At 68.8% G+C, this 12,362-nt stretch carries 14 protein-coding genes; 6 read left to right on the forward strand and 8 right to left on the reverse strand.

What is annotated here, in order from left to right; translation table 11 throughout:
- Window position 1 precedes the first annotated feature (1 nt).
- Window positions 2–655: an aa3-type cytochrome oxidase subunit III gene (gene ctaE, locus KIS93_RS43620; protein WP_080041192.1), complete on the reverse strand. Its 654-nt coding sequence runs from the start codon at window positions 653–655 to the stop codon at window positions 2–4.
- A 179-nt stretch (window positions 656–834) separates the two neighbouring features.
- Between ctaE and KIS93_RS43625 the strand changes: the two genes are divergently transcribed.
- Together KIS93_RS43625 and trpD are read left to right on the forward strand one after the other, a co-directional pair.
- Window positions 835–1,260: a hypothetical protein gene (locus tag KIS93_RS43625; RefSeq protein ID WP_080041193.1), complete on the forward strand. Its 426-nt coding sequence runs from the start codon at window positions 835–837 to the stop codon at window positions 1,258–1,260.
- 6 nt (window positions 1,261–1,266) lie between these two features.
- Window positions 1,267–2,316, forward strand: a complete 1,050-nt coding sequence (gene trpD, locus KIS93_RS43630; RefSeq protein ID WP_168010223.1) for an anthranilate phosphoribosyltransferase — start codon at window positions 1,267–1,269, stop codon at window positions 2,314–2,316.
- Between the two features lie 884 nt (window positions 2,317–3,200).
- Here the strand turns inward: trpD and KIS93_RS43635 are convergent.
- From KIS93_RS43635 to ctaC, 5 genes are all read right to left on the reverse strand, one after another.
- Window positions 3,201–4,154 carry a L,D-transpeptidase gene (locus KIS93_RS43635; protein WP_246005489.1) on the reverse strand — a complete coding sequence of 318 codons (954 nt, stop codon included), beginning with the start codon at window positions 4,152–4,154 and terminating at the stop codon, window positions 3,201–3,203.
- A 124-nt stretch (window positions 4,155–4,278) separates the two neighbouring features.
- Window positions 4,279–4,404: a hypothetical protein gene (locus tag KIS93_RS67830; RefSeq protein WP_281261997.1), complete on the reverse strand. Its 126-nt coding sequence runs from the start codon at window positions 4,402–4,404 to the stop codon at window positions 4,279–4,281.
- Between the two features lie 145 nt (window positions 4,405–4,549).
- Window positions 4,550–4,963, reverse strand: coding sequence for a cytochrome c oxidase subunit 4 (locus KIS93_RS43640; protein WP_080041195.1), 414 nt, complete (start codon window positions 4,961–4,963; stop codon window positions 4,550–4,552).
- Window positions 4,963–6,636 carry an aa3-type cytochrome oxidase subunit I gene (gene ctaD, locus KIS93_RS43645; RefSeq protein WP_186404776.1) on the reverse strand — a complete coding sequence of 558 codons (1,674 nt, stop codon included), beginning with the start codon at window positions 6,634–6,636 and terminating at the stop codon, window positions 4,963–4,965. Before ctaD ends, KIS93_RS43640 begins: the two co-directional genes overlap by 1 nt.
- Window positions 6,633–7,427, reverse strand: a complete 795-nt coding sequence (ctaC, locus tag KIS93_RS43650) for an aa3-type cytochrome oxidase subunit II (protein WP_246005450.1) — start codon at window positions 7,425–7,427, stop codon at window positions 6,633–6,635. The genes ctaD and ctaC overlap by 4 nt, the downstream gene beginning before the upstream one ends.
- 186 nt (window positions 7,428–7,613) lie before the next feature.
- Between ctaC and KIS93_RS43655 the strand changes: the two genes are divergently transcribed.
- From KIS93_RS43655 to KIS93_RS43665, 3 genes are all read left to right on the forward strand, one after another.
- Entirely contained in the window at window positions 7,614–8,756 is a 1,143-nt protein-coding gene (locus tag KIS93_RS43655) for a cysteine desulfurase family protein (RefSeq protein WP_230466425.1), read from the forward strand.
- Window positions 8,753–8,998, forward strand: a complete 246-nt coding sequence (locus KIS93_RS43660) for a sulfurtransferase TusA family protein (protein ID WP_080041198.1) — start codon at window positions 8,753–8,755, stop codon at window positions 8,996–8,998. Before KIS93_RS43655 ends, KIS93_RS43660 begins: the two co-directional genes overlap by 4 nt.
- Before the next feature lie 88 nt (window positions 8,999–9,086).
- Window positions 9,087–9,521 (forward strand): CBS domain-containing protein, encoded by a 435-nt coding sequence (locus KIS93_RS43665; RefSeq protein WP_080041199.1) that lies wholly within the window; start codon window positions 9,087–9,089, stop codon window positions 9,519–9,521.
- 58 nt (window positions 9,522–9,579) lie between these two features.
- Here the strand turns inward: KIS93_RS43665 and KIS93_RS43670 are convergent, their stop codons facing one another.
- Both KIS93_RS43670 and erpA read right to left on the reverse strand, forming a co-directional pair.
- Complete coding sequence (locus KIS93_RS43670; RefSeq protein ID WP_080041200.1) at window positions 9,580–10,566, reverse strand: carbohydrate kinase family protein; 987 nt, start codon at window positions 10,564–10,566, stop codon at window positions 9,580–9,582.
- A 107-nt stretch (window positions 10,567–10,673) separates the two neighbouring features.
- Window positions 10,674–11,027, reverse strand: a complete 354-nt coding sequence (erpA, locus tag KIS93_RS43675) for an iron-sulfur cluster insertion protein ErpA (protein WP_043638338.1) — start codon at window positions 11,025–11,027, stop codon at window positions 10,674–10,676.
- A 175-nt stretch (window positions 11,028–11,202) separates the two neighbouring features.
- Here erpA and nadA point away from each other — a divergent pair, with 175 nt between their 5' ends.
- Entirely contained in the window at window positions 11,203–12,354 is a 1,152-nt protein-coding gene (nadA, locus tag KIS93_RS43680) for a quinolinate synthase NadA (RefSeq protein WP_080041201.1), read from the forward strand.
- Window positions 12,355–12,362: the final 8 nt, after the last annotated feature.

Raw genomic sequence — 12,362 nt, forward strand, 5'->3', positions numbered from 1 at the left:
CTTAACGAATGATGTAGATGGTCGCGAAAAGACCGATCCAGACGACGTCTACGAAGTGCCAGTAGTAGGACACGACGATCGCGCTGGTGGCCTGCTCATGCGTGAAGCGCTTCGCGGCGTACGTGCGTCCCAGCATGAACAGGAACGCGATCAGGCCACCGGTCACGTGCAGGCCGTGGAAGCCCGTCGTCAGGTAGAACACCGAGGTGTAGGCGTTAGCGGACAAGGTCGCGCCCTCTGACGCCAGCTCCATGTACTCGTAAAGCTGCCCGGCGACGAAGATCGCGCCCATGAGGAAGCTGACGATGTACCAGAAGCGGAGCTTTCCGACCTGCCCCTTCTCTGCGGCCCACACGCCAAGCTGGCACGTCACACTCGACAGGACCAGGATGATCGTGTTGACCGTCGCGAACGGGATGTTCAGGTGAGCGCCCTCGGCGAGCTCCATGCCCGCCTGGTGCAGTGACGGGCCCCATTCGAGGCCCTTGCCCTCGCTCACCGACCGGATGGTGAAGTACATCGCGAACAGCGCCGCGAAGAACATGAGCTCGGAGGACAGCCAGACGATCGTGCCCACACTGACCAGGTTGGGTCTGCGGTACGACTGTGCTGTCGTCGTCGAAGTTATTGCGGATGCTGTCGCCACGGGCAGCATTATTGCGGCTCCGGTGGTCGGTCCGGCGCACGACCCCCCGTTAGCAGGTACAAACCGGGACCCAACCTGGGATAATTGCCACATAACACCCACCAGGCATGGTGGCCTGGGTATGTATCGCGGCACACCGGTACGATCCCAGGTGACCATACCGCTTCGACTGATAGTGAGCGCGACCGATGTCCACTGGGAGCACCGACGAGAAGATGAAGGTCCTCGTCTACAGCGACGACGCCGCAACCCGGGCCGAGGTGATCCAGGCCATCGGCAGGCGCCCCGCGGCCGACGTACCGCTCGTGGAGATCGTGGAGTGCGCCACCGAGCCCAAGGTCCACCAGTGGCTGGGCTCCGGCGAGATCGACGTGGCGATCCTCGACGGCGAGACGCAGCCCGCCGGCGGCATGGGCGTCTCCCGCCAGGCCAAGGACGAGGTCTACGACTGCCCGCCCATCTGCCTCATCATCGCCAGGCGCGACGACCGCTGGCTGGCCGAGTGGTCCAAGGCCGACGCCGTCGTGCCGCAGCCCCTGGAGCCCATGGTCCTGGCCGACACCGTGGCCGACCTGATGCGCCGCCGCAACTCCACCCGTCTCAACGCTAAGTAGGTGCCCATGGACTCCCGGACGACCTGGCCCTCCCTGCTTTCCGCTCTCCTGTCCGGAGAGCACCTCACTTCCGACGAGTCGGCCTGGGCGATGCGGGAGATCATGTCCGGCGCCGCGACGCCGTCCCAGATCGCCGGCTTCGTGATCGCGCTGCGCGCCAAGGGCGAGACCGTGGCCGAGGTCGTCGGGCTCGCCCGCACCATGCTCGACCTCGCCACGCCGCTGAGCGTCGAAGGGCCGGTCGTCGACATCGTCGGCACCGGCGGCGACCGGGCCCACACCGTGAACGTCTCCACCATGGCCGCCATCGTGGCCGCCGCGGCGGGGGCCAGGGTCGTCAAGCACGGCAACCGCGCCGCCTCGTCCTCGTGCGGCGCCGCCGACGTGCTGGAGCACCTGGGCATCCGGCTCGACCTCACCCCCGAGCAGACCGCCCAGGTGGCGCGCGACGCGGGCATCGCCTTCTGCTTCGCCCCCGTCTACCACCCCGCGCTGCGCTTCGCCGGCCCCACCCGCAAGGAGATCGGGGTGCCCACGATCTTCAACTTCCTGGGCCCGCTCACCAACCCCGCCCGCCCGTCCGCGCAGGCCATCGGCGTCTACGACCCCAACATGCTGCCCGTCCTCGCCGGCGTCTTCGCCGAGCGCGGCGTCTCCGCCCTCGTCTTCCGCGGCGACGACGGCCTCGACGAGCTCACCATCGCCGCCACCTCCACCGTCTGGGTGGTCAGAGACGGCACCGCGACCCAGACCACGTTCGACCCGGCGGTGCTCGGCATCCCGCGCGCCGACGTCGGCGCGCTGCGCGGCGGCGACGTCGCCTTCAACGCCCAGGCGGTGCACGACCTGCTGCGCGGCAAGACCGGCCCGGTACGCGACGCCGTGCTCCTCAACGCGGCGGCCGCCCTGGTCGCCCTCGACGGGCCCGGCGACGACCTCGACTCGGCCATGATCGACGGGTACGCCCGCGCGGTCCAGGCGGTCGACTCGGGCGCGGCCGCGGCCACCCTCGACCGCTGGATCGAAGCCAGCAGCTCCTTCCGCCCCGCCTCCTGACGTCCCCTCTGCCGGGCTCCCCACCTTCTCACCGGAGCCCGGCCCCTCGCTCACAGGACGCACCACCGGCGGCTCCCGCGCCCGCACGTCCCCTTTGACGCCTTTGCGCGCCCCAGAAGCATCTCAGGGCCGCACCGGGCGCAGGCGGTGGCGAGGGACGGCGGCAAGTGGCGGCGGACGGCCGCGCCGCACGCCGGCCCGACGAGAGCCGCACGCAGGCATGAGGTAGGGCAGCGCCGCGCAGCCGGTAGCGAGACGGCGGCGTCGGGCCGCCTCCGCAGCGTCAGGCGTCGGAGCCCGCGGCCCACAGGCGCGGCAACGCAGCCCGCAGGCGCGGCAAAGCAGCCCGCGTGCGCGGCCAAGCGGCTCACGTGCGCGGCAAAGCAGCTCGCGTGCGCGGCAAAGCAGCTCACGTGCGCGGTGAACCGGCTCACGTGCGCGGCAAAGCAGCTCGCGTGCGCGGCGAACCGGCTCACGTGCGCGCCAAAGCAGCCCGCAGGCGCGGCAGAGCGGCTCGCGGGCGCGGCAGAGCGGCAGCACCCGGGCGTGGGCGTGGCTTACGCAGCAGCGCCACCCACGGGGCCCAGCGTCAGCACGCAGCCGGCAGTGCGGGCGGCCTAGGCAAGACGGCGGCGCTGTCTGGCAACGCGCGCCCCAGCCAGAGCGCCTCAGCCAGAGCGCCGCAGCAGGCGCCCCAACGCAACGCCCCAGCACGCGCCTCAAGCACGGCGTCGCAGCACGTGCCTCAGGCACGGCGGCGTCGCGTGCCTCGAATGTGGCGGCGCGGGCAAGGTGGCAGCGCTCGGCGCGTGACGCGAGGGGTCCTGGCGCCGCTCGCGACCCAGCAGGCGGCCCCGTGTGGCGACATGGCCGTCCGGGGCGGGTCAGCGGAGGGCGAGGGTCGGGCCCGCCTTCAGGGAGCTCCACTTGAGCCACTGCCGCCAGTTCTGCTGCCAGTGCCCCCACCCGTTCGTGGGCTCCAGCTTCCGGGGCGACCCCGTGATGATGATCGGATCCCCGATCAGGGTGTTCTTGATGAACCAGGCGGCGTTGTCCGGGCTGACGTTCACGCATCCGTGGCTGACGTTCGAGTTCCCCTGTGACCCCACCGACCAGGGCGCGCTGTGCACGTACTCGCCGCTGTTGGAGATCCGCACGGTGTTGTACACGGTGAGCCGGTAGTAGCCGGGCGAGCCGGGCCCGATGCCGGGTGAGGTCATGACGGTGACGGGTTCGCGGGACATGGCGAGGTGGATGCCGGAGGTGGTGTAGTACTTCCACTGGCCGCCCTGCCCGGCGCTCATGGGCATGGTGCGGATCTTCTTGCCGTTGCGGCGGACGACGAGCACGTGCTCGTCGGTGCTGCCTCGGGTGATCTGCGATCGGCCGATCTTGAAGTCGAGGCGGACGTCGCGTTTGCCGTACATGCCGGGCGCGCCGCGCACTCCGGCGAGCTTGGCCTCCACGCGGACCTTGGTGTGGGCGGGCCAGTACTTCTCGGGGCGGAAGTCGACGTGCTGGCTGTCGAACCAGTGCCAGGCCCCTTCGACGGGTTTGGAGCTGTGGACGGTGAGGTTGCGTTCGATGGCGATCCGGTCGGTGATGGGCTTGTCGAAGGCGATCATGATGGGCATGCCGATGCCGACGGTGAGGCCGGTGTCGTCCTTGTTGGGGGTGATGGTCTCGATGTCGAACGTCTTGTCGCCCTTGACGGTGGAGAACGCGCTGCGGGTCTCGCTCGTCCGCCCGGCGGGGTCCACGGAGACGGCGGTGACCGTGTAGGCGGTGCCGGGCCGGGCGGTGCCGAGGCTGCGCCAGCGGGTGCCGTCGGAGCTCAGGACGCCCTTGAGCGGCCCGCCTTGCCTCCTTCCACGCGTACGCTCTTCAGCGTGCCCCCGTGGACGGACACGACCACGGGCTGGTCCGTGGGCACGTTCGTGCTCTTGTCCGCCGGAGACACCCCTACGGGGGCGCCCGCGCCCCGCCTGCCATGGCGACCCCTTCGGGGTCGTCGGCGGGGGCCGCCGAGCACGCCGTCAGCAGCGCCAGGGCCAGCAGGCCGGCCGTTCCATACGCTCCGCGCCCCACGAGTACTCCCTCGTCCACGATCGAGCCACTTCTGCCTCCTTTATTACCCTGGGTGATCAGATGGCCACATCCGCCCACTGGTAAAGAACACCAAAAAGCGGGCGTCCTCCCCCAAGGGAGAACGCCCGCTCCGGGTGTGCGTGGCTCAGTGCGAGAAGTGGCCCCGGTAGTACTGGAACACGAACCCGATCATGGCCATGATCACGAGGAAGACCCCGATCAGGAACATCCAGAAGCCGATCACGAACCCGGCGAAGGCGAAGGCCGCCGCCAGGCACAGGAACAGCGGCCACCAGCTGCTCGGGCTGAAGAAGCCCAGCTCGCCCGCGCCGTCGCTGATCTCGGCCTGCTTGTTGTCCTCCGGCTGCGCGCCGATGCGGCGCGCGGTGAACATCAGGTAGTAGCCCACCATGAACGCGAAGCCGACCGAGATGGCCATGGCGGTCGTGCCGACGGGCTCACCCTTGCCGGTGGCGGCCTTCGTCCAGAACCAGTAGGCGATGTCCACGCCGGCGAAGAACAGGCCGCACAGCAGGAACAACCATCCCTGCACCTTCATCAGGACTCAACCTCCGGGTGGTCGGACTTGGTGGAAGCGTGCGGGAACCGCTTGTCGAAGGCGGGGCGCTCGGACCGGATGCGCGGCAGCGAGGTGAAGTTGTGCCGCGGCGGCGGGCAGCTAGTCGCCCACTCCAGCGAGTTGCCGTAGCCCCACGGGTCGTCCACGGTGACCTTGGGCGCGCTGCGCCAGGTCTTCCAGACGTTGTAGAAGAACGGCAGCGTCGAGGCGCCCAGGACGAACGCGCCGACCGACGACAGGAGGTTGAGGTCGGTGAAGCCGTCGGCCGGGCTGTAGTCGGCGTAGCGGCGCGGGAAGCCCGCCATGCCGAGCCAGTGCTGGACGAGGAACGTGGTGTGGAAGCCGATGAACAGCAGCCAGAAGTGCAGCTTGCCCAGCTTGTCGTCGAGCATCTTGCCGGTGAACTTGGGCCACCAGAAGTAGAACCCGGCGAACATCGCGAACACGACGGTGCCGAAGACCACGTAGTGGAAGTGCGCGACGACGAAGTAGGTGTCGCTGATGTGGAAGTCGAGCGGCGGCGAGGCCAGGATGACGCCCGTCAGGCCGCCCAGGAGGAAGGTGATGAGGAAGCCGACGGAGAACAGCATCGGCGACTCGAAGCTGAGGTGGCCGCGCCACATCGTGCCGATCCAGTTGAAGAACTTCACGCCGGTCGGCACGGCGATGAGGAACGTCATGAACGAGAAGAACGGCAGCAGCACCTGGCCGGTCGGGAACATGTGGTGCGCCCAGACCGTGATGGACAGACCGGCGATCGAGATCGTCGCGCCCACGAGGCTGATGTAACCGAAGATCGGCTTGCGGCTGAAGACCGGGATGATCTCGGTCACGATGCCGAAGAACGGCAGCGCGATGATGTACACCTCGGGGTGGCCGAAGAACCAGAACAGGTGCTGCCAGAGCAGCGCGCCGCCGTTGTCGGAGGCGAAGATGTGCGTGCCGAGCTTGCGGTCGGACTCCAGCGCGAGCAGGGCGGCGGCCAGCACGGGGAAGGCCATCAGCACGAGCATGCTGGTCAGCAGCACGTTCCAGGTGAACATCGGCATGCGGAACATGGTCATGCCGGGCGCGCGCATGCAGATGATCGTGGTGATGAAGTTGACCGCGCCGAGGATCGTGCCCAGACCCGACAGGGCCAGACCCATGATCCACAGGTCGCCGCCGATGCCGGGCGAGTTGATCGCGTTCGACAGCGGCGTGTAGGCGAACCAGCCGAACGAGGCGGCGCCGCCCGGGGTGAAGAAGCCGGAGACGGCGATGAGGCTGCCGAACAGGTAGAGCCAGTAGCTGACCATGTTCAGGCGCGGGAAGGCGACGTCGGGGGCGCCGATCTGCAGCGGCATCAGCTCGTTGGCGAAGCCGGCGAACAGCGGCGTCGCGAACATCAGCAGCATGATCGTGCCGTGCATGGTGAACAGCTGGTTGAACTGCTCGTTGCTGGTGAACTGCAGCCCCGGCTGCGCCAGCTCGGCCCGCATGACGAGGGCCATCACGCCGCCGATGAGGAAGAAGGCGAACGACGTGATCAAGTACATGTGCCCGATGATCTTGTGATCGGTCGAGGACATCCACTTGGCGATGATCTGGCCCTTGGTGCTACCCGAGGGCCGGACCGGCGCGGTCGTCAGGGGTTCGTGAATGGCGGTCACTGGGCACTCCCAGCCTGGGTCGTAACGTACTGGTTCCACTCGTCCGCACGGACGAGCTTCACCGAGAAGAGCATCCTGCTGTGGTCGACACCGCACAGCTCGGCACAGCGGCCGGCGTAGACGTTGGGCTTGTCGAGCGTCGTGATCTGGAACTTCCGGCCGGGGTCACCCTCGGGGATGCCCGGGATGACGTCCCGCTTGAACAGGAACTCCGGCACCCAGAACGAGTGGATGACGTCGTCGGTCTCCAGGTCGAACTCGACCTTGGTGTTCACCGGCAGCACGAGCTGCGGGCCCTGGTGGAAGTCGCTCACCGGCACACCTGCGACGGGCTTCAACGTCTTGCCGTTGACGGTCGTGGTGAAGCGCCAGCTCCACTGGAAGGCCTCGACCTTGACCTTGACCGGCGCGTTGCCGTCGACCTTGGCCAGAGCCTCGCTGTCGCGGGCGGTGAAGAAGAAGAACACCGACACCATCACCAGCGGGATCAAGGTGTAGAGCATCTCGATCGGCAGGTTGTAACGCACCTGCGGCGGCAGCTCGGCCTTGGCCCTGCGCTTGCGGTGGAAGATGCACGCCCAGATGATCAGGCCGATGACGACGGCACCCGTGGCGAGTGCGGCGATCCAGGCCCCGTTCCACAGATTCTGGACGATCCCGCCCTGCTCGGTGATGTGGTCGGGAAGAAGGCCGCGAGACCAGTCGGCCTCGGGGACGTCATTAGCACACGCCGTAGCAGTGGCCAGCAGCAACGCCAAAGCGGCGGCGCGCGGCACCCTGCGCCGGGCCAACGAACGCCGCGTCGTACGGCGAGTCGGACTCACGGATCGCCTACCCCACAGATGAAGCCCAAGAGTCTTTCCCTTGGGCGCTCGTATTGCTCTTTCTGCATCAAGCACAGACTGACAAGCAGACACATTAGCGTGCAGGGGCCTCGCCCTACCGCGCGACCCCTCGGTGGCGCCGCAAGTGGGACGATGAGTCTCGTGGCTTACTTCGACGCGGCTTCGAGCGAACCGCTCCACCCTCAGGCGCGCGAGGCGCTGCTGGCGGCGATCGACTCCGGCTGGGCCGACCCCGCGAGACTCTATGGCGAGGCCCGCCGCGCGCACCTGCTGCTGGAGCAGGCTCGCACGGAGGTGGCCGAGGTGCTCGGCGCCCGCCCCGACGAGGTGTCGTTCACCGCGTCGGGCACGCAGGCCGTGCATCTCGGCGTCCTCGGCACCCTACACGGAAGGCGCAGGGCCGGGCGTCATCTCGTGGTGAGCGCGGTGGAGCATTCCAGCGTGCTGCACGCCGGTCAGGTCCACGAGCGGGAGGGCGGCACGGTCGAGACGGTGGGCGTGGCGCTGAACGGGCGGGTGCACCTCGACCGGTTCGCCGAGGCGGTCGCGCGGCCCGGCACGGCTTTGGCGTGCCTGCAGACGGCCAATCACGAGGTCGGCACGTTGCAGCCGGTCGAGCAGGCCGCCGAGGCGTGCCGCGAGCACGGGGTGCCGCTGCTGGTGGACGCGGCGCAGACGGCGGGGCGGCTGCCGGTGCCGCCGGGCTGGTCGGTGCTGACGGCCAGCGCGCACAAGTGGGGCGGGCCCGCCGGGGTGGGCGTGCTGGCGGTGCGCAAGGGCACGCGGTTCCGCTCGTACCTGCCGGAGGACGAGCGGGAGCGGCGGCGGGTGCCGGGCTTCGAGAACGTGCCGGCGATCGTCGCGGCGGCGGCGGCCCTGCGCGCGGCGGCGGCCGAGGCGGAGCGGGAGCAGGCGAGGCTTTCCTCGCTCGTCGAAAGGATCAGGGAGACGGTCCCGAGGATCGTTCCTGACGTGGAGGTCATCGGCGACCCCGTTGACCGGGCGCCGCACATCGTGACCTTTTCGTGCCTCTACGTTGACGGGGAGGCGCTGCTGGGCGAGCTGGACAAGGCCGGATTCGCCGTATCGTCCGGAAGCTCGTGCACCGCTAGTACGCTTCGTCCATCGCACGTCCTCGAAGCGATGGGCGTGCTCACGCATGGGAATGTCCGGGTGTCGCTGCCCAGGGGCGCTTCCGCCGGCGAGGTCGACAGGTTCCTCGCCGTGCTGCCCGATCTGGTGCGCCGCATCCGCCAGGACGCGGGAGTCGCATGACCGAGGTGACGCAGCCGGCTTTGACGATCGACGCGCTGGGGAAGAAGTGCCCTGTCCCGATCATCATGCTCGCCGAGCAGATCAACCACGTCCCGCTGAACGCCGTGGTGGCCGTGCTGGCCGACGATCCCGCGGCCTACACGGACGTCCCGGCGTGGTGCAGGCTGAAGTCGCACCGGCACGTGGGGTCGTACGAGCTGCCGGAAGGCGGCTGGGCGATCCACGTCATGCGGAACTACTGAGCTTCCGGCCGTCCGCAAATCCCTGATTGGGCTCTGTCTGGTGGGTAGGGGCCCTGCGTACGAGTCCATCGACATGCAGGGGAAAGCCATGATCAGCGGACAACCGAACGAGACCGCCCGCGACGTCATGAGCACGGGAGCGGAGTGCATCGGCGCGCACGAGACCCTCGACCGGGCGGCGCAGATGATGCGTAACAGCGACGTGGGCGCCCTGCCCGTGTGCGGGCCGGACGACCGGGTCACCGGCATCATCACCGACCGCGACATCGTCATCAAGTGCGTGGCCGCCGGTCACGACCCGGCGCGGGTGACGGCGGGCGAGCTGGCCACCGGCCTGGTCTGGGTGGCGTCGGACGCCACCGTGGAGGAGGCGCTGGCGCGCATGGAGGAGCACCAGATCAAGCGGCTGCCGGTGATGGACGGAGGCCGCATCGTCGGCATGATCAGCGAGGCCGACCTGGCCAGGCACCTGCCCGACGACCAGCTCGCCGAGTTCGTGCACCGGGTGTACGCCTTCCGCTGACCGCACGCGGGCGTCGATCGTCGAGGCCGTCCCCTGCTCCGGGACGGCCTCGCTCATGTCACGGGTGGTAGCAGCGGACGTGCTCGCCGACCTCGGCGGCGGCCTCGGCACCGTACGCGGCGGCGAAGCGCTCCATGAAGCCCTTCTGCCCCAGTTCGTACTCCTGCCCGCCGACGCGCTCCAGCACGTGCGTGGCGGTGAGGTTGCCGATCTGCCCGCACCGCTCCAGCGACAGGCCCCAGGCCAGGCCGGACATGAAGCCGGCGCGGAAGGCGTCGCCGACGCCGGTGGGGTCGGCCTTGCCGCGCTCGGGGGCGGGGGCGACCTGGATGGAGGGCTCGCCGGCGCGGTCGATGACGGCGCCCTTGGGGCCGAGCGTGGTGACGCGGACGCCGACGCGGGACAGGATCTCCTCGTCGGACCAGCCGGTCTTCTGCTCGATGAGCCCCTTCTCGTAGTCGTTGGAGAACAGGTAGGCGGCGCCGTCGACGAGCTGGCGGATCTGCTCGTCCTCCATGCGCGCGAGCTGCTGGGAGATGTCGGCGGCGAACGGGATGCCGCGCTGGCGGCACTCGTCGGTGTGGCGCAGCATCGCGTCGGGGTCGTTGGGGCTGATCAGCACCAGGTCGAGCCCGCCCACGCGGTCGGCGACGGGCTGCAGCTCGATGAGCCGCGCCTCGGCCATGGCGCCGGTGTAGAACGAGGCGATCTGGTTGTGGTGCTGGTCGGTGGTGCACAGGAAGCGGGCGGTGTGCTGGGTCTCGGAGACGTGCACGGAGCCGCAGTCCACGCCGTGGCGCTCCAGCCAGGAGCGGTAGTCGGCGAAGTCGTTGCCGACGGCGCCCACGAGGATCGGGTTGAGACCGAGGCAGGCCATTCCGAAGGCGATGTTCGCGGCGCAGCCGCCGCGCCGGATCTGGAGATCATCGACCAGGAACGAGAGTGACACCCTGTCGAGCTGCTCGGCGATGAGCTGATCGCCGAAGCTTCCAGGAAAGGTCATCAGGTGGTCTGTCGCGATTGAGCCGGTCACGGCAATGCGCACGGGATTCTTCTTCCTCGTTGTCAGCAGGCCAATAGGCCCCACGAGAATACGCGAAGGTCCCGCGCGCACAAAGGCGAGCGGGACCTGCTTCGAGCGCCGTTCGAGCGCTAGTTGAACGAGTCACCACAGGCGCACGAGCCCGTGGCGTTGGGGTTGTCGATCGTGAACCCCTGCTTCTCGATCGTGTCGACGAAGTCGATGGAGGCGCCCATCAGGTAGGGGGCGCTCATCCGGTCGGTGACCACGCTGACCCCGCCGAAGTCCGACACGACGTCGCCGTCCATCGAACGGTCGTCGAAGAAGAGCTGGTAGCGCAGGCCGGAGCAACCTCCCGGCTGCACGGCGACCCGCAGCTGCAGGCCCTCCTCGCCCTGCTGCTCGAGCAGGCTCTTGACCTTGGCGGCGGCCGCGTCAGTCAGGATCAGGCCCTGTGCCGTGGTCTCGCTGCTCTCAACCGTCATCTGCTGACTCCCTAACCCGGCTGTCTGTTTCTGACGTCCTACTAATGACGCTACCAACACCTGGGCGTTGCCACACATTCCCGGGGGTCCGCTCACTCCTCTGGGGCCCGGAATAACCACAAGGTCCCATGTGTCATGATGAGTATCGTCAAATCGACGATAAGGGGGTACGGCCATGGCTGCCCAGACGGGACTGCCGCTCTACGTCCTCGGCCGGGGTGCCGATCCGCACAGCGAGAAGGGGGTCGACTGCCCCGGCGAGCTGCCGCCCGCCTCCGATCCCGACCTCGTGGACCGCGCGCGCAAGGCGAAGGAGGCGCTCGGCGAGCGCCTGTTCGTGCTCGGCCACCACTACCAGCGTGACGAGGTCATCCAGTTCGCCGACGTGACCGGCGACTCCTTCAAGCTCGCCCAGCAGGCCGCCGCCCGGCCCGAGGCCGAGTTCATCGTCTTCTGCGGCGTGCACTTCATGGCCGAGTCGGCCGACATCCTGACCACCGACGCCCAGAAGGTCATCCTGCCCGACATGGCGGCCGGGTGCTCGATGGCCGACATGGCCACGTTCGACCAGGTCGAGGAGTGCTGGGAGGCCCTGGAGGACGCCGGGCTGGCCGACCAGGTGATCCCTGTCACGTACATGAACTCCAGCGCCGACATCAAGGCGTTCTGCGGCAGGAACGGCGGCGCGGTCTGCACCTCCTCCAACGCCCGCCGCGCCCTCGACTGGGCCTTCGAGCAGGGCCAGAAGGTGCTGTTCCTGCCCGACCAGCACCTCGGCCGCAACACGGCGGTGCTGGAGATGGGCATGTCGCTGGAGGACTGCGTGGTGTGGAACCCGCACCGTCCCAACGGCGGGCTCACCCAGGAGGAGCTGGAGCGCGCCAGGATGATCCTGTGGCGCGGCCACTGCTCGGTGCACGGCCGCTTCACGGCCGAGTCGGTGGACGACGTGCGCGCGCGCATCCCCGGCGTGAACGTGCTCGTGCACCCCGAGTGCCGGCACGAGGTCGTGCTCAAGGCCGACCACGTGGGCTCCACCGAGCACATCATCAAGACGCTGGAGGCCGCGCCCGCCGGGTCGAGCTGGGCCATCGGCACCGAGCTGAACCTGGTCAAGCGCCTGGCCCAGACCTTCCCCGACAAGAACATCTCGTTCCTCGACCGCACGGTCTGCTACTGCTCCACCATGAACCGGATCGACCTGCCGCACCTGGTGTGGGCGCTGGAGTCGCTGGTGCTCGGCGAGGTCGTCAACCAGATCACCGTCGACGACGACACCACCCACTGGGCCAAGGTCGCCCTCGACCGCATGCTGGCCCTGCCGTAGAGCCGTCT

This window comes from [Actinomadura] parvosata subsp. kistnae, from assembly GCF_900323885.1.
Lineage (GTDB): Bacteria > Actinomycetota > Actinomycetes > Streptosporangiales > Streptosporangiaceae > Nonomuraea > Nonomuraea composti.

What these genes read in the sequence shown, in the direction of transcription:
- KIS93_RS43625 (WP_080041193.1), top strand. Translation starts at nt 835, where the DNA reads ATGTCCACTGGGAGCACCGACGAGAAGATGAAGGTCCTCGTCTACAGC.
- nadA (WP_080041201.1), top strand. Translation starts at nt 11,203, where the DNA reads ATGGCTGCCCAGACGGGACTGCCGCTCTACGTCCTCGGCCGGGGTGCC.
- trpD (WP_168010223.1), top strand. Translation starts at nt 1,267, where the DNA reads ATGGACTCCCGGACGACCTGGCCCTCCCTGCTTTCCGCTCTCCTGTCC.
- KIS93_RS43655 (WP_230466425.1), top strand. Translation starts at nt 7,614, where the DNA reads ATGAGTCTCGTGGCTTACTTCGACGCGGCTTCGAGCGAACCGCTCCAC.
- KIS93_RS43660 (WP_080041198.1), top strand. Translation starts at nt 8,753, where the DNA reads ATGACCGAGGTGACGCAGCCGGCTTTGACGATCGACGCGCTGGGGAAG.
- KIS93_RS43665 (WP_080041199.1), top strand. Translation starts at nt 9,087, where the DNA reads ATGATCAGCGGACAACCGAACGAGACCGCCCGCGACGTCATGAGCACG.
- KIS93_RS43640 (WP_080041195.1), bottom strand. Translation starts at nt 4,963, where the DNA reads ATGAAGGTGCAGGGATGGTTGTTCCTGCTGTGCGGCCTGTTCTTCGCC.
- ctaE (WP_080041192.1), bottom strand. Translation starts at nt 655, where the DNA reads ATGCTGCCCGTGGCGACAGCATCCGCAATAACTTCGACGACGACAGCA.
- erpA (WP_043638338.1), bottom strand. Translation starts at nt 11,027, where the DNA reads ATGACGGTTGAGAGCAGCGAGACCACGGCACAGGGCCTGATCCTGACT.